The sequence below is a fragment of the Dapis hubbardiae BLCC-M172 genome, assembly GCF_050016015.1.
Lineage (GTDB): Bacteria > Cyanobacteriota > Cyanobacteriia > Cyanobacteriales > Microcoleaceae > Trichodesmium.
On the sequence record NZ_JBNHEQ010000220.1, the window covers coordinates 22,330 to 39,085 of the forward strand.

Annotated in this window: 16 protein-coding genes and 1 pseudogene; 11 read left to right on the top strand and 6 right to left on the bottom strand. The window is 38.1% G+C overall.

What is annotated here, in order from left to right; genetic code table 11:
• Positions 1-59 precede the first annotated feature (59 nt).
• Both rcbX and ACP6PK_RS20280 read right to left on the bottom strand, forming a co-directional pair.
• Positions 60-440, bottom strand: coding sequence for a RuBisCO chaperone RbcX (gene rcbX / locus ACP6PK_RS20275; protein WP_094676524.1), 381 nt, complete (start codon positions 438-440; stop codon positions 60-62).
• Between the two features lie 135 nt (positions 441-575).
• The gene (locus tag ACP6PK_RS20280; RefSeq protein WP_094676526.1) at positions 576-2,006 is read right to left on the bottom strand and encodes a form I ribulose bisphosphate carboxylase large subunit; all 1,431 of its coding nucleotides are present in this window, start codon (positions 2,004-2,006) and stop codon (positions 576-578) included.
• Positions 2,007-4,151: 2,145 nt separating this feature from the next.
• Between ACP6PK_RS20280 and ACP6PK_RS20285 the strand changes: the two genes are divergently transcribed.
• The 4 genes from ACP6PK_RS20285 to ACP6PK_RS20300 all read left to right on the top strand — a co-directional run bounded on the left by ACP6PK_RS20285 (position 4,152) and on the right by ACP6PK_RS20300 (position 7,829).
• Positions 4,152-4,889: a hypothetical protein gene (locus ACP6PK_RS20285; protein WP_094671762.1), complete on the top strand. Its 738-nt coding sequence runs from the start codon at positions 4,152-4,154 to the stop codon at positions 4,887-4,889.
• A gap of 872 nt (positions 4,890-5,761) precedes the next feature.
• The gene (locus ACP6PK_RS20290) at positions 5,762-6,268 is read left to right on the top strand and encodes an HAD domain-containing protein (RefSeq protein WP_426562118.1); all 507 of its coding nucleotides are present in this window, start codon (positions 5,762-5,764) and stop codon (positions 6,266-6,268) included.
• Between the two features lie 85 nt (positions 6,269-6,353).
• Complete coding sequence (locus tag ACP6PK_RS20295) at positions 6,354-7,334, top strand: aldo/keto reductase (RefSeq protein ID WP_426562120.1); 981 nt, start codon at positions 6,354-6,356, stop codon at positions 7,332-7,334.
• A gap of 219 nt (positions 7,335-7,553) precedes the next feature.
• Positions 7,554-7,829, top strand: a complete 276-nt coding sequence (locus tag ACP6PK_RS20300) for a glutathione S-transferase family protein (RefSeq protein ID WP_094672027.1) — start codon at positions 7,554-7,556, stop codon at positions 7,827-7,829.
• Positions 7,830-7,840: 11 nt separating this feature from the next.
• On the opposite strand, the gene ACP6PK_RS20305 is transcribed toward ACP6PK_RS20300, so the two are convergent.
• Positions 7,841-8,053: a hypothetical protein gene (locus ACP6PK_RS20305; RefSeq protein ID WP_426562122.1), complete on the bottom strand. Its 213-nt coding sequence runs from the start codon at positions 8,051-8,053 to the stop codon at positions 7,841-7,843.
• 19 nt (positions 8,054-8,072) lie between these two features.
• On the opposite strand from ACP6PK_RS20305, the gene ACP6PK_RS20310 reads away from it, so the two are divergent.
• A complete protein-coding gene (locus ACP6PK_RS20310; protein ID WP_426562124.1) occupies positions 8,073-8,222 on the top strand; it encodes a hypothetical protein in 150 nt (49 codons plus the stop codon).
• A gap of 240 nt (positions 8,223-8,462) precedes the next feature.
• On the opposite strand, the pseudogene ACP6PK_RS20315 reads toward ACP6PK_RS20310, so the two are convergent.
• A pseudogene (locus ACP6PK_RS20315) lies at positions 8,463-8,726 on the bottom strand (amino acid--tRNA ligase-related protein); the annotation flags it as partial.
• 115 nt (positions 8,727-8,841) lie between these two features.
• On the bottom strand, positions 8,842-9,045 hold the full coding sequence (locus tag ACP6PK_RS20320; RefSeq protein WP_426562183.1) for a tyrosine-type recombinase/integrase: 204 nt from the start codon (positions 9,043-9,045) through the stop codon (positions 8,842-8,844).
• 1,328 nt (positions 9,046-10,373) lie between these two features.
• Between ACP6PK_RS20320 and ACP6PK_RS20325 the strand changes: the two genes are divergently transcribed.
• From ACP6PK_RS20325 to ACP6PK_RS20350, 6 genes are all read left to right on the top strand, one after another.
• Positions 10,374-10,808: a hypothetical protein gene (locus tag ACP6PK_RS20325; RefSeq protein ID WP_426562126.1), complete on the top strand. Its 435-nt coding sequence runs from the start codon at positions 10,374-10,376 to the stop codon at positions 10,806-10,808.
• A gap of 991 nt (positions 10,809-11,799) precedes the next feature.
• Entirely contained in the window at positions 11,800-12,090 is a 291-nt protein-coding gene (locus ACP6PK_RS20330) for a hypothetical protein (protein ID WP_426562128.1), read from the top strand.
• Between the two features lie 156 nt (positions 12,091-12,246).
• The gene (locus ACP6PK_RS20335; protein ID WP_426562128.1) at positions 12,247-12,537 is read left to right on the top strand and encodes a hypothetical protein; all 291 of its coding nucleotides are present in this window, start codon (positions 12,247-12,249) and stop codon (positions 12,535-12,537) included.
• A gap of 582 nt (positions 12,538-13,119) precedes the next feature.
• Complete coding sequence (locus tag ACP6PK_RS20340; RefSeq protein WP_426562130.1) at positions 13,120-14,232, top strand: calcium-binding protein; 1,113 nt, start codon at positions 13,120-13,122, stop codon at positions 14,230-14,232.
• Positions 14,233-14,295: 63 nt separating this feature from the next.
• Entirely contained in the window at positions 14,296-14,388 is a 93-nt protein-coding gene (locus ACP6PK_RS20345) for a helix-turn-helix domain-containing protein (RefSeq protein ID WP_426562185.1), read from the top strand.
• A gap of 107 nt (positions 14,389-14,495) precedes the next feature.
• Complete coding sequence (locus ACP6PK_RS20350) at positions 14,496-14,828, top strand: hypothetical protein (RefSeq protein WP_426562132.1); 333 nt, start codon at positions 14,496-14,498, stop codon at positions 14,826-14,828.
• A gap of 125 nt (positions 14,829-14,953) precedes the next feature.
• On the opposite strand, the gene lysS is transcribed toward ACP6PK_RS20350, so the two are convergent.
• Positions 14,954-16,522, bottom strand: coding sequence for a lysine--tRNA ligase (gene lysS / locus ACP6PK_RS20355; RefSeq protein WP_426562134.1), 1,569 nt, complete (start codon positions 16,520-16,522; stop codon positions 14,954-14,956).
• Positions 16,523-16,756 lie beyond the last annotated feature (234 nt).

The following is a 16,756-nucleotide window of genomic DNA, read 5'->3' on the forward strand; positions in this document are numbered from 1 at the left end:
CTTTGGAAACTAACCTGCGGGTTTACCCGTAGGGAAAAATGTATTGGAAATTTTCGTAGCTAATCAGTTCGTTGCTCAGGCTCTAAACTAGGGTCAACTATTTCTAGTTGCGTTATCTTTTCGAGATACCCACGGCGATGTTCCATATTAGCTTTTTGAATACCACTGCGAACCATTTCTGGTAAATACTCAGCTACTTCCTCTGCTAAATGGTCTCGAACTGTCATCACTCTAAATGCTAATTCTTTATTGTCCTGAAGTAGCTCTTGTAGGTAAGCTTCTCCATCTTGAATTTTGCCTGTCGAGGAAAAACCACTTAACCAAATTGCTAACGGCGGGTTTGTCTCTCGTAACTGATTCGTTACTGTCCGCACAGCTTGATAGGTTAGGTAGCTCGTCAGTACCTTTGTAGTATCTTTAGCAACTTTTTTTATATCCATATTTGACCCTAGCCTGAATCTATGGTTAGACTTTAGATTTTAGATTAAGGATAGATTAAATCCTTAGCAGTCAAGTTTGACATATCTATCTATGTCTTGCCATCTAAAATCTAAAATCTTCCATTTTCAACAGACTTAGAGGGTGTCCATGGCCTCGAACTCGAACTTGATTTCCTTCCAAAGTTCACAAGCAACGGCCAAGTCAGGAGACCACTTAGCAGCTTCACGAATTACATCGCCACCTTCACGGAATAAGTTGCGACCTTCGTTACGAGCTTGGATACAAGCTTCTAGAGCTACACGGTTAGCTGTTGCACCAGGAGCATTACCCCAAGGGTGGCCCAAAGTACCACCACCGAATTGTAAGCAGGAATCATCACCGAAGATTTCTACTAGAGCTGGCATGTGCCAAACGTGAATACCACCAGAAGCAACTGGCATTACACCAGGCATGGAAGCCCAATCTTGAGTAAAGTAAATACCACGCTCGCGGTCTTGCTCAACATGGTCTTCCCGCATTAAGTCCACAAAGCCCATTGTGATACCTTTTTCACCTTCGAGCTTACCAACCACAGTACCAGAGTGGAGGTGGTCACCACCAGACATTCTCAAGCACTTAGCTAAAACGCGGAAGTGAATACCGTGAGCTTTCTGACGGTCAATTACAGCGTGCATTGCACGGTGGATGTGTAATAAAATACCGTTGCGACGGCACCATTTGGCCAAAGTTGTATTAGCTGTAAAACCACCAGTTAGGTAGTCGTGCATGATGATTGGAGTGCCAATTTCCTTAGCAAACTCAGCACGCTCCATCATTTGTTCAACAGTAGGAGCTGTTACGTTGAGGTAGTGGCCTTTAATTTCACCAGTTTCAGCTTGGGCCTTTTCAATAGCTTCTTGAACGAATAAGAAGCGATCGCGCCAGCGCATGAAAGGTTGAGAGTTAATATTTTCGTCATCCTTGGTAAAGTCTAAGCCTCCACGCAAGCACTCATAAACTGCTCTACCGTAGTTCTTAGCAGATAGACCTAACTTAGGCTTAATAGTACAACCTAATAGAGGACGACCATACTTATTTAATTTGTCACGCTCAACAGTAATACCGTGAGGAGGACCTTCAAAAGTCTTCAAATATGCTACTGGAATCCGCATATCTTCTAGACGTAACGCCCGTAGTGCTTTGAAACCAAATACGTTACCTACAATGGAGGTCAACATATTAGTTACAGAACCTTCCTCAAACAAATCGAGAGGATAAGCTACATAGCAAATATATTGATTATCTTCGCCAGGAACAGACTCAATATCATAGCAACGACCTTTGTAGCGATCTAGGTCAGTTAATAAGTCAGTCCATACTGTTGTCCAAGTACCAGTAGAAGATTCAGCAGCTACCGCAGCACCAGCTTCTTCTGGAGGAACTCCAGGCTGAGGTGTCATACGGAAAGCAGCCAAAACATCTGTATCTTTTGGTATGTAATCAGGGGTGTAATAAGTCAGTTTATAGTCTTTAACTCCAGCCTGATACCCAGACTTAGACTGAGTTTGTGTATTAGCGTAACTCATATCTTATTTCCTAAGAATCTCTTTACTCTTCTGTATATTTCACAGACTATTTTAGATAATATCAAGAATTAGAACTTTTCTACTTAAAAGATTATTTATTTATTAATAACTTTTTTTAATCCTTTTGTTACATTTGTTAATTTTAACGTAGTAATAGTTGGAAATAAATCAAGTGCATAATTACTTATTGACAAAAAAACATAAATATGTAAACTAAAACTAACTTCTGAGAAGAGAATTAAATCTTAAGTAAGCTATAGGGGATCATAAAAAAGTTACATACTTAGGAAAGCTCAAGACTATAATTATTCACTAATCTAAGCAATTATACTCTGGTGTTCTGTAGTCAGTATGACTAACTATTAGAGGAAATAGTAGTTTTTTTTCTAGAGAAAATAACTAGCCAATACAGTTAAAAAATCGGTAAGTTAATTTTCATAGGGGGGCTAATTATTTGCATCTATGCTATTAATAACTATGCTGTGAAAATCCGAAAAAATCCTACATTTAATCTGCATTTCTTGACAACAAAAATAAAAATAAGCAAAACTGATTATTGCTGAATATAAAGATTTCCTTAACTTGACTTGCACTAAGCAAATTAAATGCACAGTAGTGGACGATACATCTCAGATCGTTTCCGGTTGAACAGTTACAAATAAGGTAGTCATGCTCGCGTAATGGTGAAGGTATATAGAGCAGATTCCACCTTGGTGAGGTATACCCATTGCGAGCAAGATGCCCGCACTATCAACATTTCATTGTTAATATTTGTACTTGATATAGGCTTTGTTGCATGAAAGTATATAGCTGCCACACTTATTCTGCATATCTAAAATAATGTGCGGAAACTGCTGTAACTATTGTCCAATATATGAATCTAACATCAATTTTGAAATATAAAAGGCTGAAACCTTTGCCTGTAAAAGCTGTTAAGTTTAATTTACCAACCCTTACTATTGTCCAATAGATGAATAGAACATCAATAGCGAAAGAGAGCAATATCTCTGCGCAATGGATACTCTATCGCTACTTTCATGCAACAAAGTCCTTGATATACTTAGAATATGCTGTATGTTTTGGTTTTGTAATTTCTTCCCACACTCCCCACACTCCCCATACCTCCCACACTCCCCACACTCTCTCAACCATTACTATGCACCACCACCGTCAATAATTAGGGGGGAGTCAGGAGAAAGAAGTGTTTTGATCGCTAATTAGGGTTTGCTGAAAAAGTCTTATGGATTAGGGTAGGAGTCAGGAAGAATGGGGAATTTAGAGGAGGCAGGAGGAAGAATTATCCCTTGGTTTTTCTGCCTGAGGTCAACCCAAAATCCTAACTTTTTGATTTTTCGGGAACCGTGCATGAAGCAGATTAAAACCTGGTACTTTTTCAAGACTTCAAGATACTCAATCCCTTATCTGTAAATACTTTTAGATTTAATCAGTCAGCCCTAATTATCCGCACATAGATTGTTAAATAGCTTTGAGAGTATTGATTCTTGCCGTAAATACGCACCCTACTGAACCGATATACATTAAATGGTAGGTTATATCAAATCTGGTAGCATCTTTGTAATTAGATAGTTAATCTAGAAGTCAGTCATTAGGAGTCGTAGAGGCGATTCGCGAATCCCCTACTGGATTTTGGTTATGACGATGTGGTTTATCCATCTGAAAAGCTCTGTAAATGTTACTTTAGGAAAATGGTAAGATTACGATGCTGATTCTTTAAATCTTGATATCAAATCCGGTAGTATCGGTATAAAAAAGTAGAGAAACCGGGTTTGTATCAAATGTCCTACAATACTAACATTGACCTCTCACAAACCCGGTTTCTTGTTACTCCGATTTCTCGGGAACCGTAGCAAGAGGATTTGATATGACACCAAAAATCTATTCAGCTACTTTAAGCTTGACGCGCCAGTAGCCAGTAGGGTATGTTTTTGGACTCACTGGGTAACATGAAATGCTGTGTAACATGAATGCACAGCGTTTCTTTTGCGTTTCCCGGCGCCAGATAAAAAGCGCAGTTCCTCTGGAAGAGGCAGCATTCCCCAAGAAAGGAAAGTGTAACGCACCGCAAGACACCACAAATAATTACGCGATAATGTTAAAATTAATCAATACCATAAAAATAACTCAATGACACAATCAAAATTACCAAAACAACAAAATTCCCGCCTGATCGCCATCTTCCTCTGGCTGTTATCAGCTATATATATTTATATCCTGCTACTTTCCCCACACGAACAACCACTTCCAAACGGACCCATCTGGGCAGTTGAAACAGAAACTATTAAAGAAGTTATTAACCAATCTATCAATTTTTTCTTTATCCTACCCATTTTTAATGCTGTTGGTATAAAATATATGGAAGCGCCAAGCATACACCCTTGGTTAGAAAGTTTATTCAACTTTGCTGAAGCATGGATATTTATGTTTCTACCACTGCTGCTAGTTGATCGCCGTGGCGGAGAACTCCAAAAAATCGTAATTTGGAGTATGGCAATGTTCCTTACCAATACTTTCCTCCTACCATATATGGCTTGGCGCAGCACCGCAACCGAAGTTCCCACAGAAGAACAAATGAGTAAAGGTTTACTGGCAAAAATATTTGGTGTAATAGGATTAATTATAGGCAGCATAGCCATAGTTTGGGGAATTGTCGCCAGACCAGAATTTGGTGATATCGCTGCTAGGGCAGAATTTTTCGTGCAAAACTTTCAGAGCGATCGCCTCACTATTGCTTTCTGTGTAGATGTAATCTTATTTGCCATTTTCCAAGCAGTATTGATAGGAGATATTGAACCCCCAGAAAGTGGCAAACGTTGGTTAAGATTTATTCCGTTTTGGGGATTAGCTGTTTGGCTAATTTTGTAAAATAATATCCTGCCCTAATATCATGTCTGGTAGCATCAGTATTGTAAGGTAAGGGTCATTTCAGTTAGCCTCCTATGGTCAGAACTGCGTTTTTTCGTATAGGGAATGCTCCGCATTTCCTGACGGAATGCTCCGCAAACATGTCGGCGACAGCCGTTTAGCTAGTGCATGACTCCGTTAACCCTGCGCGACATGAAAAACGCGCGTTGTGCGTTAGCTAAACAGTTAGCCTCCTATGGTCGGAACTGCGTTATCAGTTATCAGTGAACCTCAGACCTTAGTCGGAGGCTTGAAATACTGAGTTAAATATTTCTCTTGGTCGATTGGATATGGCTAGGTTTCCTGCTCTTGCAGAGCATTCCGTCAGGAAAGTTGTGCAAGAGCGAAACGACCGCTTTTTCATCCCCTTAAAAGGGGAGGCTTTAGACATCCTGGTTTTGGTAAGGAAGAAGGCTTTCATTACCTAGAATAGAAGGCTTAAAAGCCTGAAAAAAATTAAATTTCCTGTAGATATTCACCCTTGGGTTTACACAAACAATACCAACGTACATGATATAACCTCCCTTAAAAAGTAGGATATATCTAGGAAAAATTCTAGTATTTCTATTTTATATCTCCTATTTTCTGGAGATATAAAATAGAGAAAAAAAGAATTAATTGATAATTTATGGATAATAATTTATTTGCTTTTTTATTTCTGGATAAGTTTATTAGTTATAAATAAAATATCAAGTCTTTCTCACCGAGGAAAAAGAAACCGGAGCTATTTCAGTTTCTCCTCTACTCTCTATTCCGTACTTAATTATAAGTGATTAGCAAGATTTGATATAATATCAATTAACCAATCGCCATTCAAGTAGGTGGAATAAATTATGTGGATTTTCTTAGATATTGATGGAGTATTAGTACCAGAGAAAAAATTCGAGCAACCAGTCTTGCACAAAGACATGATCAAATTCGATCCAGTTTGTCTGAATGAATTTGAAAATGTTCTGCGTCGTTATCCGACTGCCAAAATAGTTATTTCTTCATCCTGGCGCGAAATGTATTCTCTAGAGAAAATTTCTAGTTTATTTTCACCAGATATTGCTGTGCGTGTTATTGGAGTAACTCCATGTTTACACCCAATAGTTATTGAAAAAAATCGGCATATTCGGCATCAAGGAGTTTTGGAATATCTCAGACAAAACAATGAGGAAAATCCACTGTGGGTAGCTATTGATGACATTCCTGACTTCTATGAACCAGGTAGTCCGGTTGTTGTTACTGATGCCTATCATGGTTTTAATCACAACTCTGCTAAAATACTCGATCGCTATCTTGCCTCATTTAGTGAGAAAATAATAGATGAAAATACTAAAACAGGGAGTAGGAAGTAGGGAGTAGGGAGTAGGGGAAAATAATTGATGATTTTTGTGGGATAATTGATTTAATTTTTTATTTGGAGATGTCTAATAGTTAAGGATGCAAACTAATCAAAAACTTACCTTTCCCAAAATGGGTTGTGGGACATGGGCATGGGGCAACCGTCTCCTCTGGGGATATGACCAAAGTATGGATAACGAGCTGCAAAATGTATTTAACCTCTGTGTTGCTAATGGCGTAACTTTATTTGATACGGGTGACTCCTACGGGACTGGCAAATTAAACGGACGTAGTGAAATGTTGTTGGGGCAATTTTCTCAAGGATATAGGGGGGCAAACCAAGATAATATTTGCATTGCCACAAAACTTGCTGCTTATCCCTGGAGGTGGAGTCGCCAAGCAATGATTACAGCTTGTGGAGCATCTGCTCAACGTCTCGGTAAAAATGTTGATTTGGTACAGATGCACTGGTCTACTGCCAACTATCTTCCTTGGCAAGAATGGGGACTGTTAGATGGTTTAGCTGATTTGTATGAACAAGGAAAAGTGAAGGGAGTGGGGTTATCGAACTACGGACCGAAACGACTGAAGCAAGTGCATAAAATATTTAGCGATCGCGGCGTTCCTATTACTACTTTACAGGTTCAATATTCTCTATTATCAACCTACCCAGTTACAGAATTAGGATTAAAAGAAGTTTGTGATGAATTGGGAATTAAATTAATTGCATATAGTCCTTTAGCATTAGGAATATTAACAGGAAAGTATTCTGAAAAAGGTTCTTTTCCTCAAGGTATTCGAGGTATTTTATTTAAACAGATATTACCAGGAGTTCGCCCATTATTATCATGTTTAGAAGCCATAGCAAAATCCCGAAATAAAACTATGTCGCAAGTAGCAATTAATTGGTGTATTTGTAAAGGTACAATTCCGATTCCGGGAGCAAAAAATCAGGTACAGGCAGAACAGAATATTGGTGCTTTAGGTTGGAAGTTAGATTCTGGTGAAGTTGCAGAATTAGATAAAGCTGCTGCTAGTACAGACAAGAAGATGGTGCAAAATATTTTTCAGACTAAATAGTTTTTTTCAACAAAAAAATGAATCAAGATCGATTTATTTGCGAGTCGTTATATTCTTTTGCATTAATGATAATGCAATATTTCTATAATTTACAGAGTTATAAATAAGTTCTATAAATAGCTATTGACATTATCTAAATTCAAAGGTATGTTCAATTTAGTCTAGCTTTACTAGGCTAAATTTTTGGCATCATTGTAATCACGAATACTATTCAATAAAATGAATCCACCAATCGAACTTTTTACCTTTCAAGGCAGTCTTTTTGGTTGGCGAGTACAGCTTGCTTTAGCAATTAATAATTTTGATTATGTTTGTAATTATTTAGACCCAGTAAAAGGAGAACATAAAGCTCTTGATTATGTAGCTTTAAATCCTCGTGGAAAAGTTCCATTACTCAAACATGGAGAATTTTTTGTCCGTGAATCTATAGCGATTTTAGTATATTTAGATTCTCTATATCCTGAGTGGCAACTTTTTGGCAATACTAGCCAATAAAAAGCAAAAATTTACCAACAGGTATGTGAAATTGATAATATAATTGTACTTCCTTTATTCCAGCTAATCCCACCAATTTTCTTTGGAGGTATAGCAGGAAAAGAGGAAGAAATTCTTGAAAATTTCCAAAAATTAAAAGTTGAATTTACCATGCTTAATGATAATATTTCAGCCGATGAAAATTGGTGAGCAGGGGATAAATTATCAGCAGCAGATATTGCCATTTATCCTGTTGTTAGATTTGTGGAAAAGTTAGCAGCTCAGGAAGATGTCAGTAAGTTAAATCTTGACATATTACCGATACAGGAAAAATATCCAAAATTAGGAAATTTAGTGCAAAAAATTGATGAAATGCCTAATGTAGAAAGTCTCTATCCTCCTGACTGGCGTTAAAAAAACCGTAGGGGCGAATGGCATTCGCCCTTATGACATTCGCTCTATGGCATTCGCCTTTGTAGGTACGTTGCATGCAACGTCCCTACTGGGTTATCCTTTTTTATGTTAGTAACCTGAAAACTGCTGTATGATATAGCAGTTAAAGTAAAGATTAACACATTGATTAATCCTCAAACTCTCTCAGATATTACTTTTGAATTTTGACTTTTGACTTTTGATTTGCGCATAGCGCTATAATTAATCCTTCAAAGTCGATCGCATAGTCGGGAACATAATTACATCTCGAATGCTTTGAGTATTTGTCAGCAACATCACCACACGGTCAACCCCAATACCCATTCCACCACAGTTAGGCATCCCCAGTGACAACGCCTGAATAAAGTCTTCATCTATTGGGTGTGCTTCATCATCTCCCGCTTCTCTTTGGGCGATCTGTTCCTCAAAACGTTTGCGTTGGTCTTGGGGATCGTTTAACTCGGAGAAACCATTAGAATATTCGGTATGGTCATTAATCTTAATTGTATGTTGACATTGAGAGAACATTTAAAGTTACTTTTTAAGTAGTGAATCTTCTAGTAATTGAAAGGCTTTTTGAGCAGCAATTTCAGCTTTTTTTTTAGGTAACTTTTTGATAAGGTAATGTGGTAGTAATGCTTTTGTGCCCTATTAAAGCTTTCAGTTCTTGAATTATGATTAAACCAACTCTTTCGGTGGCAAAAGTATGTCGTAGGTCATGGAGTCTCACTCCTTCAAGTAAGGGATGATTTTGAGTTAATTTTTTCCAATCTTTATTGACTGTACGATAGCTGACATGAGTTATTTATTTTGAAAATGGTTTTGGAGCTTTCAACAATGCTGGATGTGGCTGATGTAGGTAATATTGAAGATATTTTTCGCGGGACAATTGCTGCATCTTTATTGTCATAGCACCATCGTTGAAAGTTACCTTTTCCTCTGACTACAAATTTGTAGTTTATTGGGTTAATTCTGTAGTTTATTTTTGTCTATTTTTTCTAATAGTTCGTCTATTATTGATTGTTTTGAATGGATAAGCTTGACGATTTTGTAGAGATGGTAGTTAATTATGATTACTTTGTATAGTAAATAAAGTTGGTTGTGAGTAAAATAATGAATAACTTGCTCAGCATTATGTTCACCCTTATTTCCCTCTGGTTTTCCCTTGGGGAATTGTCCAATAGGATTGGTTTTTATGTAGTTGGAATTTACTGCCAAGTTTAGTCAGGCATTAATGACAGTTTGATGATGGTTATGAGTGGTGTATGAGAGATGATTTATGAGGTAGTCATGCAGGGTCTGACCATCCAATAATTCTCTTGGCAAATAACCAGATTTTTTGAGAAGGGGGAGTAGAATTTTTTCATCGGAACAAAGGGTATTTCCAGTCCCTAACGTGGTAAAAATTGGGTTGCTGTTGTGGCTAATGTGGCGGACAATTAGATCAAAAAAAAACTTTATACAGGACTCCCCAAATTTGGTCTATTTGCATGCAAATACATCTGCCAAATTGGCAACCACTCCCGAATTATTTTGCTTATATTAAAGATGTCAAACAAAACAAAGTTGTTTGAAGCTTTCAAAAACAAAGTGCGATTCGTTTGGCCTAAGTAAACCCTAGTTTACGTTCCGCCAGCCCTGTAAAAGGGTAACTCTGATACTGATGGAGGTTAAATTCCTTCCCACACCGATGCCGTGTGACTCTAATCTCCCAGAATTCAGAATTAGCAACTCTTGGTTTCAGTGCATGGGTATAAAGGGAAATAAGGGTAATGTCATCCCAATCCTTTGCACGGGTAGTTAGCCAAGTTTATCGTACAGAGAATCTAGTATTATGGGTCGTGATGAGAAACAGGATAAAAGCGTTGATACTCCTGAAGCAAAAGGTATACATCACATAATTTGAACCAATCATTTGTTGTTCGTTTCGTATCTAATTAGAGGTGGGCTTAGACTAGGGGCCTAAAGCTAACGTCAAATGAGATCAGGGAACGAAGTAACCCCTTTTCGACTCTCAATGATGAGTAGGGAAAGCGTAAACCTTTGTTGATTACGGATAACGATTCCTCAAGAGGCAAGCCTCGATTCAACAATTAATAATTAATTATTACCTCTCCTTGAAAACGAATAGGATTGACTAAAAGGGAATTTTTTTCTTCCAAACGCAAATCCTTTGTTATTAGGAGCCGTGTGAGCTGGAAACTCTCATGTACGGCACGTGAAGCAGAGGTGAGGGATAGGGAAATCCCTATCGACTCTAACTTAAGAACACACACAATAATTATTTTACAATTAAACTACTTAGAAACTGCCAACGAAGAAGTACTTGGTGGCGGTGGTGTTAAATTCGACAGCTACTTCAAAAAGAATGTGTATGTCACAGAATACTTTAACACTGTAGTCAAAAACGACATATATTCCAAAGTTTACCTGACTGGCAACGCTGCTGAAGGTCAAGCGATAGCTGATGCTTATGGCAAAAATACTAAGACGATCACCGACACTGGTGCTCAAGCTACTGACTACAGTTCTGAGTCCTTCAGCAAATCAATTGCTGCTGTTTACTAATTCCATCATTTATCCAAGATTTGGGAAATAAGTTATTTGTCAAGTTTTCCCCTGCTCCTCTCCATGAGGAGCAGAAAACTTGGCAACAAGCTGAACATGAATGGGCTCAAAGTCGCTGAAAACTGGAAAAAGTTTTCAGCGCTCAAATTGCACCTGTGATGTATAGCCAAAGGTTGATTATTGCTCTTCGGTGGTTTGAGCCTTTCAATATGTCCTAACCTTTGTGGCTACCCCTATCAAGAAAAGTTGCTCTTAGTTAACAATTTTGAGCCACACCAGAGCAGATATTAATTCGTATTTCCCTAGGTAATACCCTGATTGATCACAAACAGAGCGATCGCTAAATACGGAAGTCTTGTCCGAGCTGAGTTTTCGAGGTAGAAATGCCTAGTCCCGAAAACAACAGTGTGTTAATCTGTCACGACTCAAAATTCTCATTAATTAGAGCTTTGTCAAAATTATCAATCAATCACATTTTGAGACGAGAAAAATAATTATTTTTCTCACAAAAATTCAAGTAAATAAAATCATAAAATCGGCGATATTATTGTCATAATAAAACCTGAAAAATGACTAATTATATCTAATTTAATGAATTCAGTTTATGCAAAAAATTAAGCCTTGATTGAGTTAAAGGAAAATAAATAATTGCTCAACTGAAAACTCGTCATGGAGTCATCAAAGAAAAATCGTGACAAAAGTTTTTTATGGTAATTAATGGTTAATATGCGTCATATTTAAACCTTTTTACCAGACTCAAAACTTACGGTTTCTTTACTTTTAAGTTTGTGTTTTATCCTGTTAATACTATCATAGCTGCTTAATTCTCTTGAAGAATTAAGCAGCTTTTTATGGCAAAAAAACTAGAAAAAATTAGTCTATTTTTTTTCAATACATCTGCCAAATTGGCAACCAATCCCGAATTATTTTGCTTGTATTAAAAATGTCAAAAAAAAACAAAACTGTTTGAGAAAAAATAAGGCAACACACAATGATTATTTCTGAATTAAACTACTTGGAAACTGCCAACGAAGAAGTACTTGGTGGCGGTGGGATTAAATTCGACAGCTACTTCAAAAAGAATGTATATGTCACAGAATACTTTAACACTGTAGTCAAAAACGACATATATTCCAAAGTTGACGTTACTGGCAACGCGGCTGAAGCTCAAGCGATAGCTGATGCTTATGGCAAAAATACTAAGACGATCACCGACACTGGTGCTCAAGCTACTGACTACAGTTCTGAGTCCTTCAGCAAATCAATTGCTGCTGTTGGCTAATTCCCATTTGATTGATCCCTGATTAGGATTCTCAATGGCTTTGTCAAGTTTTCCCCTGCTTAATTAAATCCATCAGGAGCTGAAAACTTGGCAACAAAGCCGAACATGAATGTCAAACAAAACAAAACTGTTTGAGAAAAAATAAGGCAACACACAATGATTATTTCTGAATTAAACTACTTGGAAACTGCCAACGAAGAAGTACTTGGTGGCGGTGGGATTAAATTCGACAGCTACTTCAAAAAGAATGTATATGTCACAGAATACTTTAACACTGTAGTCAAAAACGACATATATTCCAAAGTTGACGTTACTGGCAACGCGGCTGAAGCTCAAGCGATAGCTGATGCTTATGGCAAAAATACTAAGACGATCACCGACACTGGTGCTCAAGCTACTGACTACAGTTCTGAGTCCTTCAGCAAATCAATTGCTGCTGTTGGCTAATTCCCATTTGATTGATCCCTGATTAGGATTCTCAATGGCTTTGTCAAGTTTTCCCCTGCTTAATTAAATCCATCAGGAGCTGAAAACTTGGCAACAAAGCCGAAAATGAATGTGATCAGAGTCGCTGAAAGCTGGAAAAAGTTTTCAGCGCTCAAATTAATTCTGATGTATAGCTAAAGGCAGAAGATTGATTATTGCTATTGGGTGGTTTGAGCCTTTCAATATGTCCTAACCTTTGTGGCTACCGCTATCAAGAAAAAACGTAATATTATCAGGGTTTCAAGTTTTTTGGCTCGGCACTGAAACTATTATTATTTTGTTTTTTAATTCGGGAGCATCCCACTTTTTGGCAGGTCATTGCCAACGTAACGTTCATCGAAAATGTTCCCGAAGGTAGTGGAGTGAAGCAATCGCAAAATCTCTCACCAAGAAGAAAATAATGGGATGGCTTCGTCGTTTTTCCACCTTGCGGGAAGCAAGCTACGCAATGACAGTTATTCTTTATGTTGAAAAATAAAAACAGGGATGCACCCCTTAAGTAGAATCTAAGAAATATAATTTTAGGAGATAAATATAAATATCATGGCTACAATAGAAGGAACTGATGGAAACGACTTCTTGCTCATCCCTAGAGGTAATTCAGAAGATAATTTAGTTCTCGCTTATGGAGGAGACGATAATATCATCGCTCGTGGCGGAAACGATACCTTAGTTGGTTTTGCCGGCACTGACTTCATCAAAGGGGACGCCGGGGATGACGAGATATATGGAGATGGGGACGGAGTTTCCAATGGTAACGACCAACTCTTGGGCAATGCTGGCAGTGACACCATCTACGGGGGTGATGGTGATGATCAAATCATAGGAGATGGTTCTCGTGACAATGGTAATGACGAGCTCTTCGGTGAGGGCGGTAATGATTTTCTCACCGGGGGCAATGGCTCGGATACACTGGATGGCGGGGACGGCAATGACACCCAAATCGGCGGCAGAGGCGATGACATTCTCGATGGGGGCGAAGGCGACGACCAGCTATTAGATAACGAGGGTGATGACCTACACTTCGGGAGGGGTGGCAATGACTCCCTTTTTGGGAGCGATGGCAATGATATCCTGCTCGGTGGCAGTGGCAATGACGATATTGAGGGTGGTGCAGACAATGACCAACTCTTCGGTGAAGGAGACAATGACAATATCCGAGGAGGCAGCGGTGACGATCGTATTTGGGGTGGCAGCAACAATAGTTCTCCTAGCGGTGATGACAACCTTGATGGTGAAAAAGGCAATGACTTTCTCTTCGGTGAAGATGGCAATGACAATCTCAACGGGGGTGACGGCTTTGACACTGTCGACGGTGAAGATGGCAATGACATTCTCATGGGAGGTACTGGCGGTGTAGGAGTTGTTGAAGTTGATATTTTAGTCGGCGGTGATGGTGAAGATACCTTTGTGCTTGGGGACGAGAGTAGTGTTTTCTATAGCGGTAATGCTGATAGTGACATTGCAGTCATTCAGGATTTTCAGGTAAATGTAGATATCATCCGACTCAATGCAGATGATTTAGGGGGTTATGGTTTTGGCAATGATGCTGGTAACAATGGCTTGCTTTTGTTTAATGACGATATAATTGCGACTTTCGTAGGGGTTGATATTGGCTCTATTTTAGACGCTCCCTCTTTTGAATTCGTTTCCTAAGGGCTAGTAACTGTTGGCTATAATCTGGTATAATCTATGTGCTTATCTCCAATTATCTGTTTTATGCTACTTGGATTCAAAACTGAACTGCACCCAAATAAGCAGCAAAAAACATTACTGGCTAAACACGCGCTTTGTAGCCCGTCATGCTTATAATTGGGGTTTGTGGTTAACTAAAAACATCCTCAATTCCCTATACCAATAATCCTGATAGTAAGCTGAAATTTCCTACTGCTATTTACTTACATAAGCTCTTAGTAGCAATGGTTAAATCTAATAACTCTTGGTACTATGAAGTGTCTAAGTCTGCTCCTCAATATGCTTTGAGATATTTATCAGAGGCTTGGAAACGTTGCTTTAACAAAGTTTCTGGTCAACCTCAATTCAAGAGAAAAGGTAGAGATGATAGTTTCACTTTGGATGGCTCAATACCCACCCCATCCCCTCCCAGGAGGGGAGCTAGAGGGGTGGGTCAGATAAAATTACCTCGAATTGGATGGATTAAAACTTATGAAATCTTGCCAGATAATGTTACTCCTAAATCTGTCAGATCTAGTAGGGGCGAACGGCCGTTCGCCCCTACAGATGGCGTATAATCTTATATTTTGCGTAAGTCCTGTAGTTATTAACTATCAATTATTTTATTCAATGGAGTCAAAAATGGCTAAATCTGTAGGGACTTTCCATGAAATGTCCCTACTTTTGCGGAAATTTCTAATACTTAATCCTTTAAAGTCGATCGCATAGTCGGGAACATAATCACATCCCGAATACTTTGAGTATTTGTCAGCAACATCACCACGCGGTCAACACCAATACCCATCCCACCACAGTTAGGCATCCCCAATGACAATGCCTGAATAAAGTCTTCATCCATTGGGTGCGCTTCATCATCCCCTGCTTCTCTTTGGGCGATCTGTTCCTCGAAACGTTTGCGCTGGTCTTGCGGATCGTTTAACTCGGAGAAACCGTTAGAATATTCGGTGCCGTGAATAAATAACTCAAATCTTTCTACAAAACCTGGTTTACTATGATGTCTTTTTGCTAACGGACTCACTTCAACAGGAAAATCAATTATAAAGGTAGGTTGAATTAAAGTTGATTCTACTTTTTGGTCAAAAACTGCATATAAAAGATAACCTAAACTTTGGGTTTCTAATTTAGATAATTTGAGGTTTAATTTTTCTGCTGCTTGAATAGCTTCTGCTAATTCTAAGTTGTCAAAATCTAATCCTGTTTCATCCTTAACTGCCTCTACCATTGTTTTAACTTGCCAATGTTTGCCAGTGAAATTAGGATATTTTTGACTATGGTCATATTTGCGTTCCAAACTAATAGTTTGACCTTGATATTCTATCTCTTTTAAATCACCTAAAACATTAGTGATGCTATAACAAATAACATCTTCTACTAAGCCCAAAATTTCAAAATAATCTGCATAAGCTTGATAAACTTCTAGGGAAGTAAACTCAGGATTATGGGTACTATCAATTCCTTCATTTCTAAATACTCGCCCTAATTCAAATACCCGTTCAAAACCTCCACAAATTGCTCTCTTCAGAAATAATTCTGTAGCAATTCGCAAATATAAATCTACATCTAAAGCATTATGATGAGTGATAAAAGGTCGAGCAGCAGCACCACCATAAATTGCTTGTAAAGTTGGTGTTTCTATTTCATCAAAACCAGCATCCCAAAGATAACTACGAATACTTTGCAAAATTTTACTCCGCATTCTAAAACGCTGTAAAGATTCAGCATTTCCAGCTAAATCCATTTCCCGATGACGGCGACAAATTTCTGGGTCATTTACACCATAATAAGAATCAGGAAAAGGAATAATTGCTTTGGAGATAACTTCTAGTTTATTTACTTGAATTGATAACTCACCTCTATTAGTACGACAACCTATTCCTTCCGCACTAATAAAATCTCCTACATCTAACAATTTTTGAATTTGTTTAAAACTTAAACCAGGGTCGCCCGTAACTAATTTTTTCTCAATTTTTAGTTGAATTTTTCCTGTTTCATCTGTTAGGTTAATAAAACCAATACTACCACTATCACGCTTAGAAGTAATTCGACCGCAAACTTTTAATAATTTTTCATCGGGGTCTGTTTCTCCTGCTTCTAATTCCTTCGCTGGTGGAGAAAATAGATCGATAACTTGTTTAGTGGTGTGCGATCGCTGATAAGCTTTACTAGGATAGGGGTCTATTCCTTGGGCGCGTAATTGATCGACTTTTTGTGAACGAACTTCTACTTCATTCCTGGTTTCGCTTTTAGGCATTGGTGATTTTACTCTCTAAATTGTTAATGAATTGAAAATGATACCATATTTTTTTGCTTTTAGACTGTTATAAAGATTAAATTATTCCAAAATTAAATTTAAGCTCGTAGTATTGCTCTAGCCCTATCTATAGTTATGGCTAGAGCAATACTACAAACTTATCATTTATAATCAGGACTTACGCAAAGACACTATATATAGTGTCTACTCAATAGAGCGATCGCTTAAAAATTT

Coding starts and splice junctions, on each gene's coding strand:
- ACP6PK_RS20350 (WP_426562132.1), top strand. CDS start 14,496: ATGGTTAAATCTAATAACTCTTGGTACTATGAAGTGTCTAAGTCTGCT.
- ACP6PK_RS20295 (WP_426562120.1), top strand. CDS start 6,354: ATGCAAACTAATCAAAAACTTACCTTTCCCAAAATGGGTTGTGGGACA.
- ACP6PK_RS20340 (WP_426562130.1), top strand. CDS start 13,120: ATGGCTACAATAGAAGGAACTGATGGAAACGACTTCTTGCTCATCCCT.
- lysS (WP_426562134.1), bottom strand. CDS start 16,522: ATGCCTAAAAGCGAAACCAGGAATGAAGTAGAAGTTCGTTCACAAAAA.
- ACP6PK_RS20330 (WP_426562128.1), top strand. CDS start 11,800: ATGATTATTTCTGAATTAAACTACTTGGAAACTGCCAACGAAGAAGTA.
- ACP6PK_RS20345 (WP_426562185.1), top strand. CDS start 14,296: ATGCTACTTGGATTCAAAACTGAACTGCACCCAAATAAGCAGCAAAAA.
- rcbX (WP_094676524.1), bottom strand. CDS start 440: ATGGATATAAAAAAAGTTGCTAAAGATACTACAAAGGTACTGACGAGC.
- ACP6PK_RS20300 (WP_094672027.1), top strand. CDS start 7,554: ATGAATCCACCAATCGAACTTTTTACCTTTCAAGGCAGTCTTTTTGGT.
- ACP6PK_RS20290 (WP_426562118.1), top strand. CDS start 5,762: ATGTGGATTTTCTTAGATATTGATGGAGTATTAGTACCAGAGAAAAAA.
- ACP6PK_RS20285 (WP_094671762.1), top strand. CDS start 4,152: ATGACACAATCAAAATTACCAAAACAACAAAATTCCCGCCTGATCGCC.
- ACP6PK_RS20280 (WP_094676526.1), bottom strand. CDS start 2,006: ATGAGTTACGCTAATACACAAACTCAGTCTAAGTCTGGGTATCAGGCT.
- ACP6PK_RS20335 (WP_426562128.1), top strand. CDS start 12,247: ATGATTATTTCTGAATTAAACTACTTGGAAACTGCCAACGAAGAAGTA.
- ACP6PK_RS20305 (WP_426562122.1), bottom strand. CDS start 8,053: ATGGCAATATCTGCTGCTGATAATTTATCCCCTGCTCACCAATTTTCA.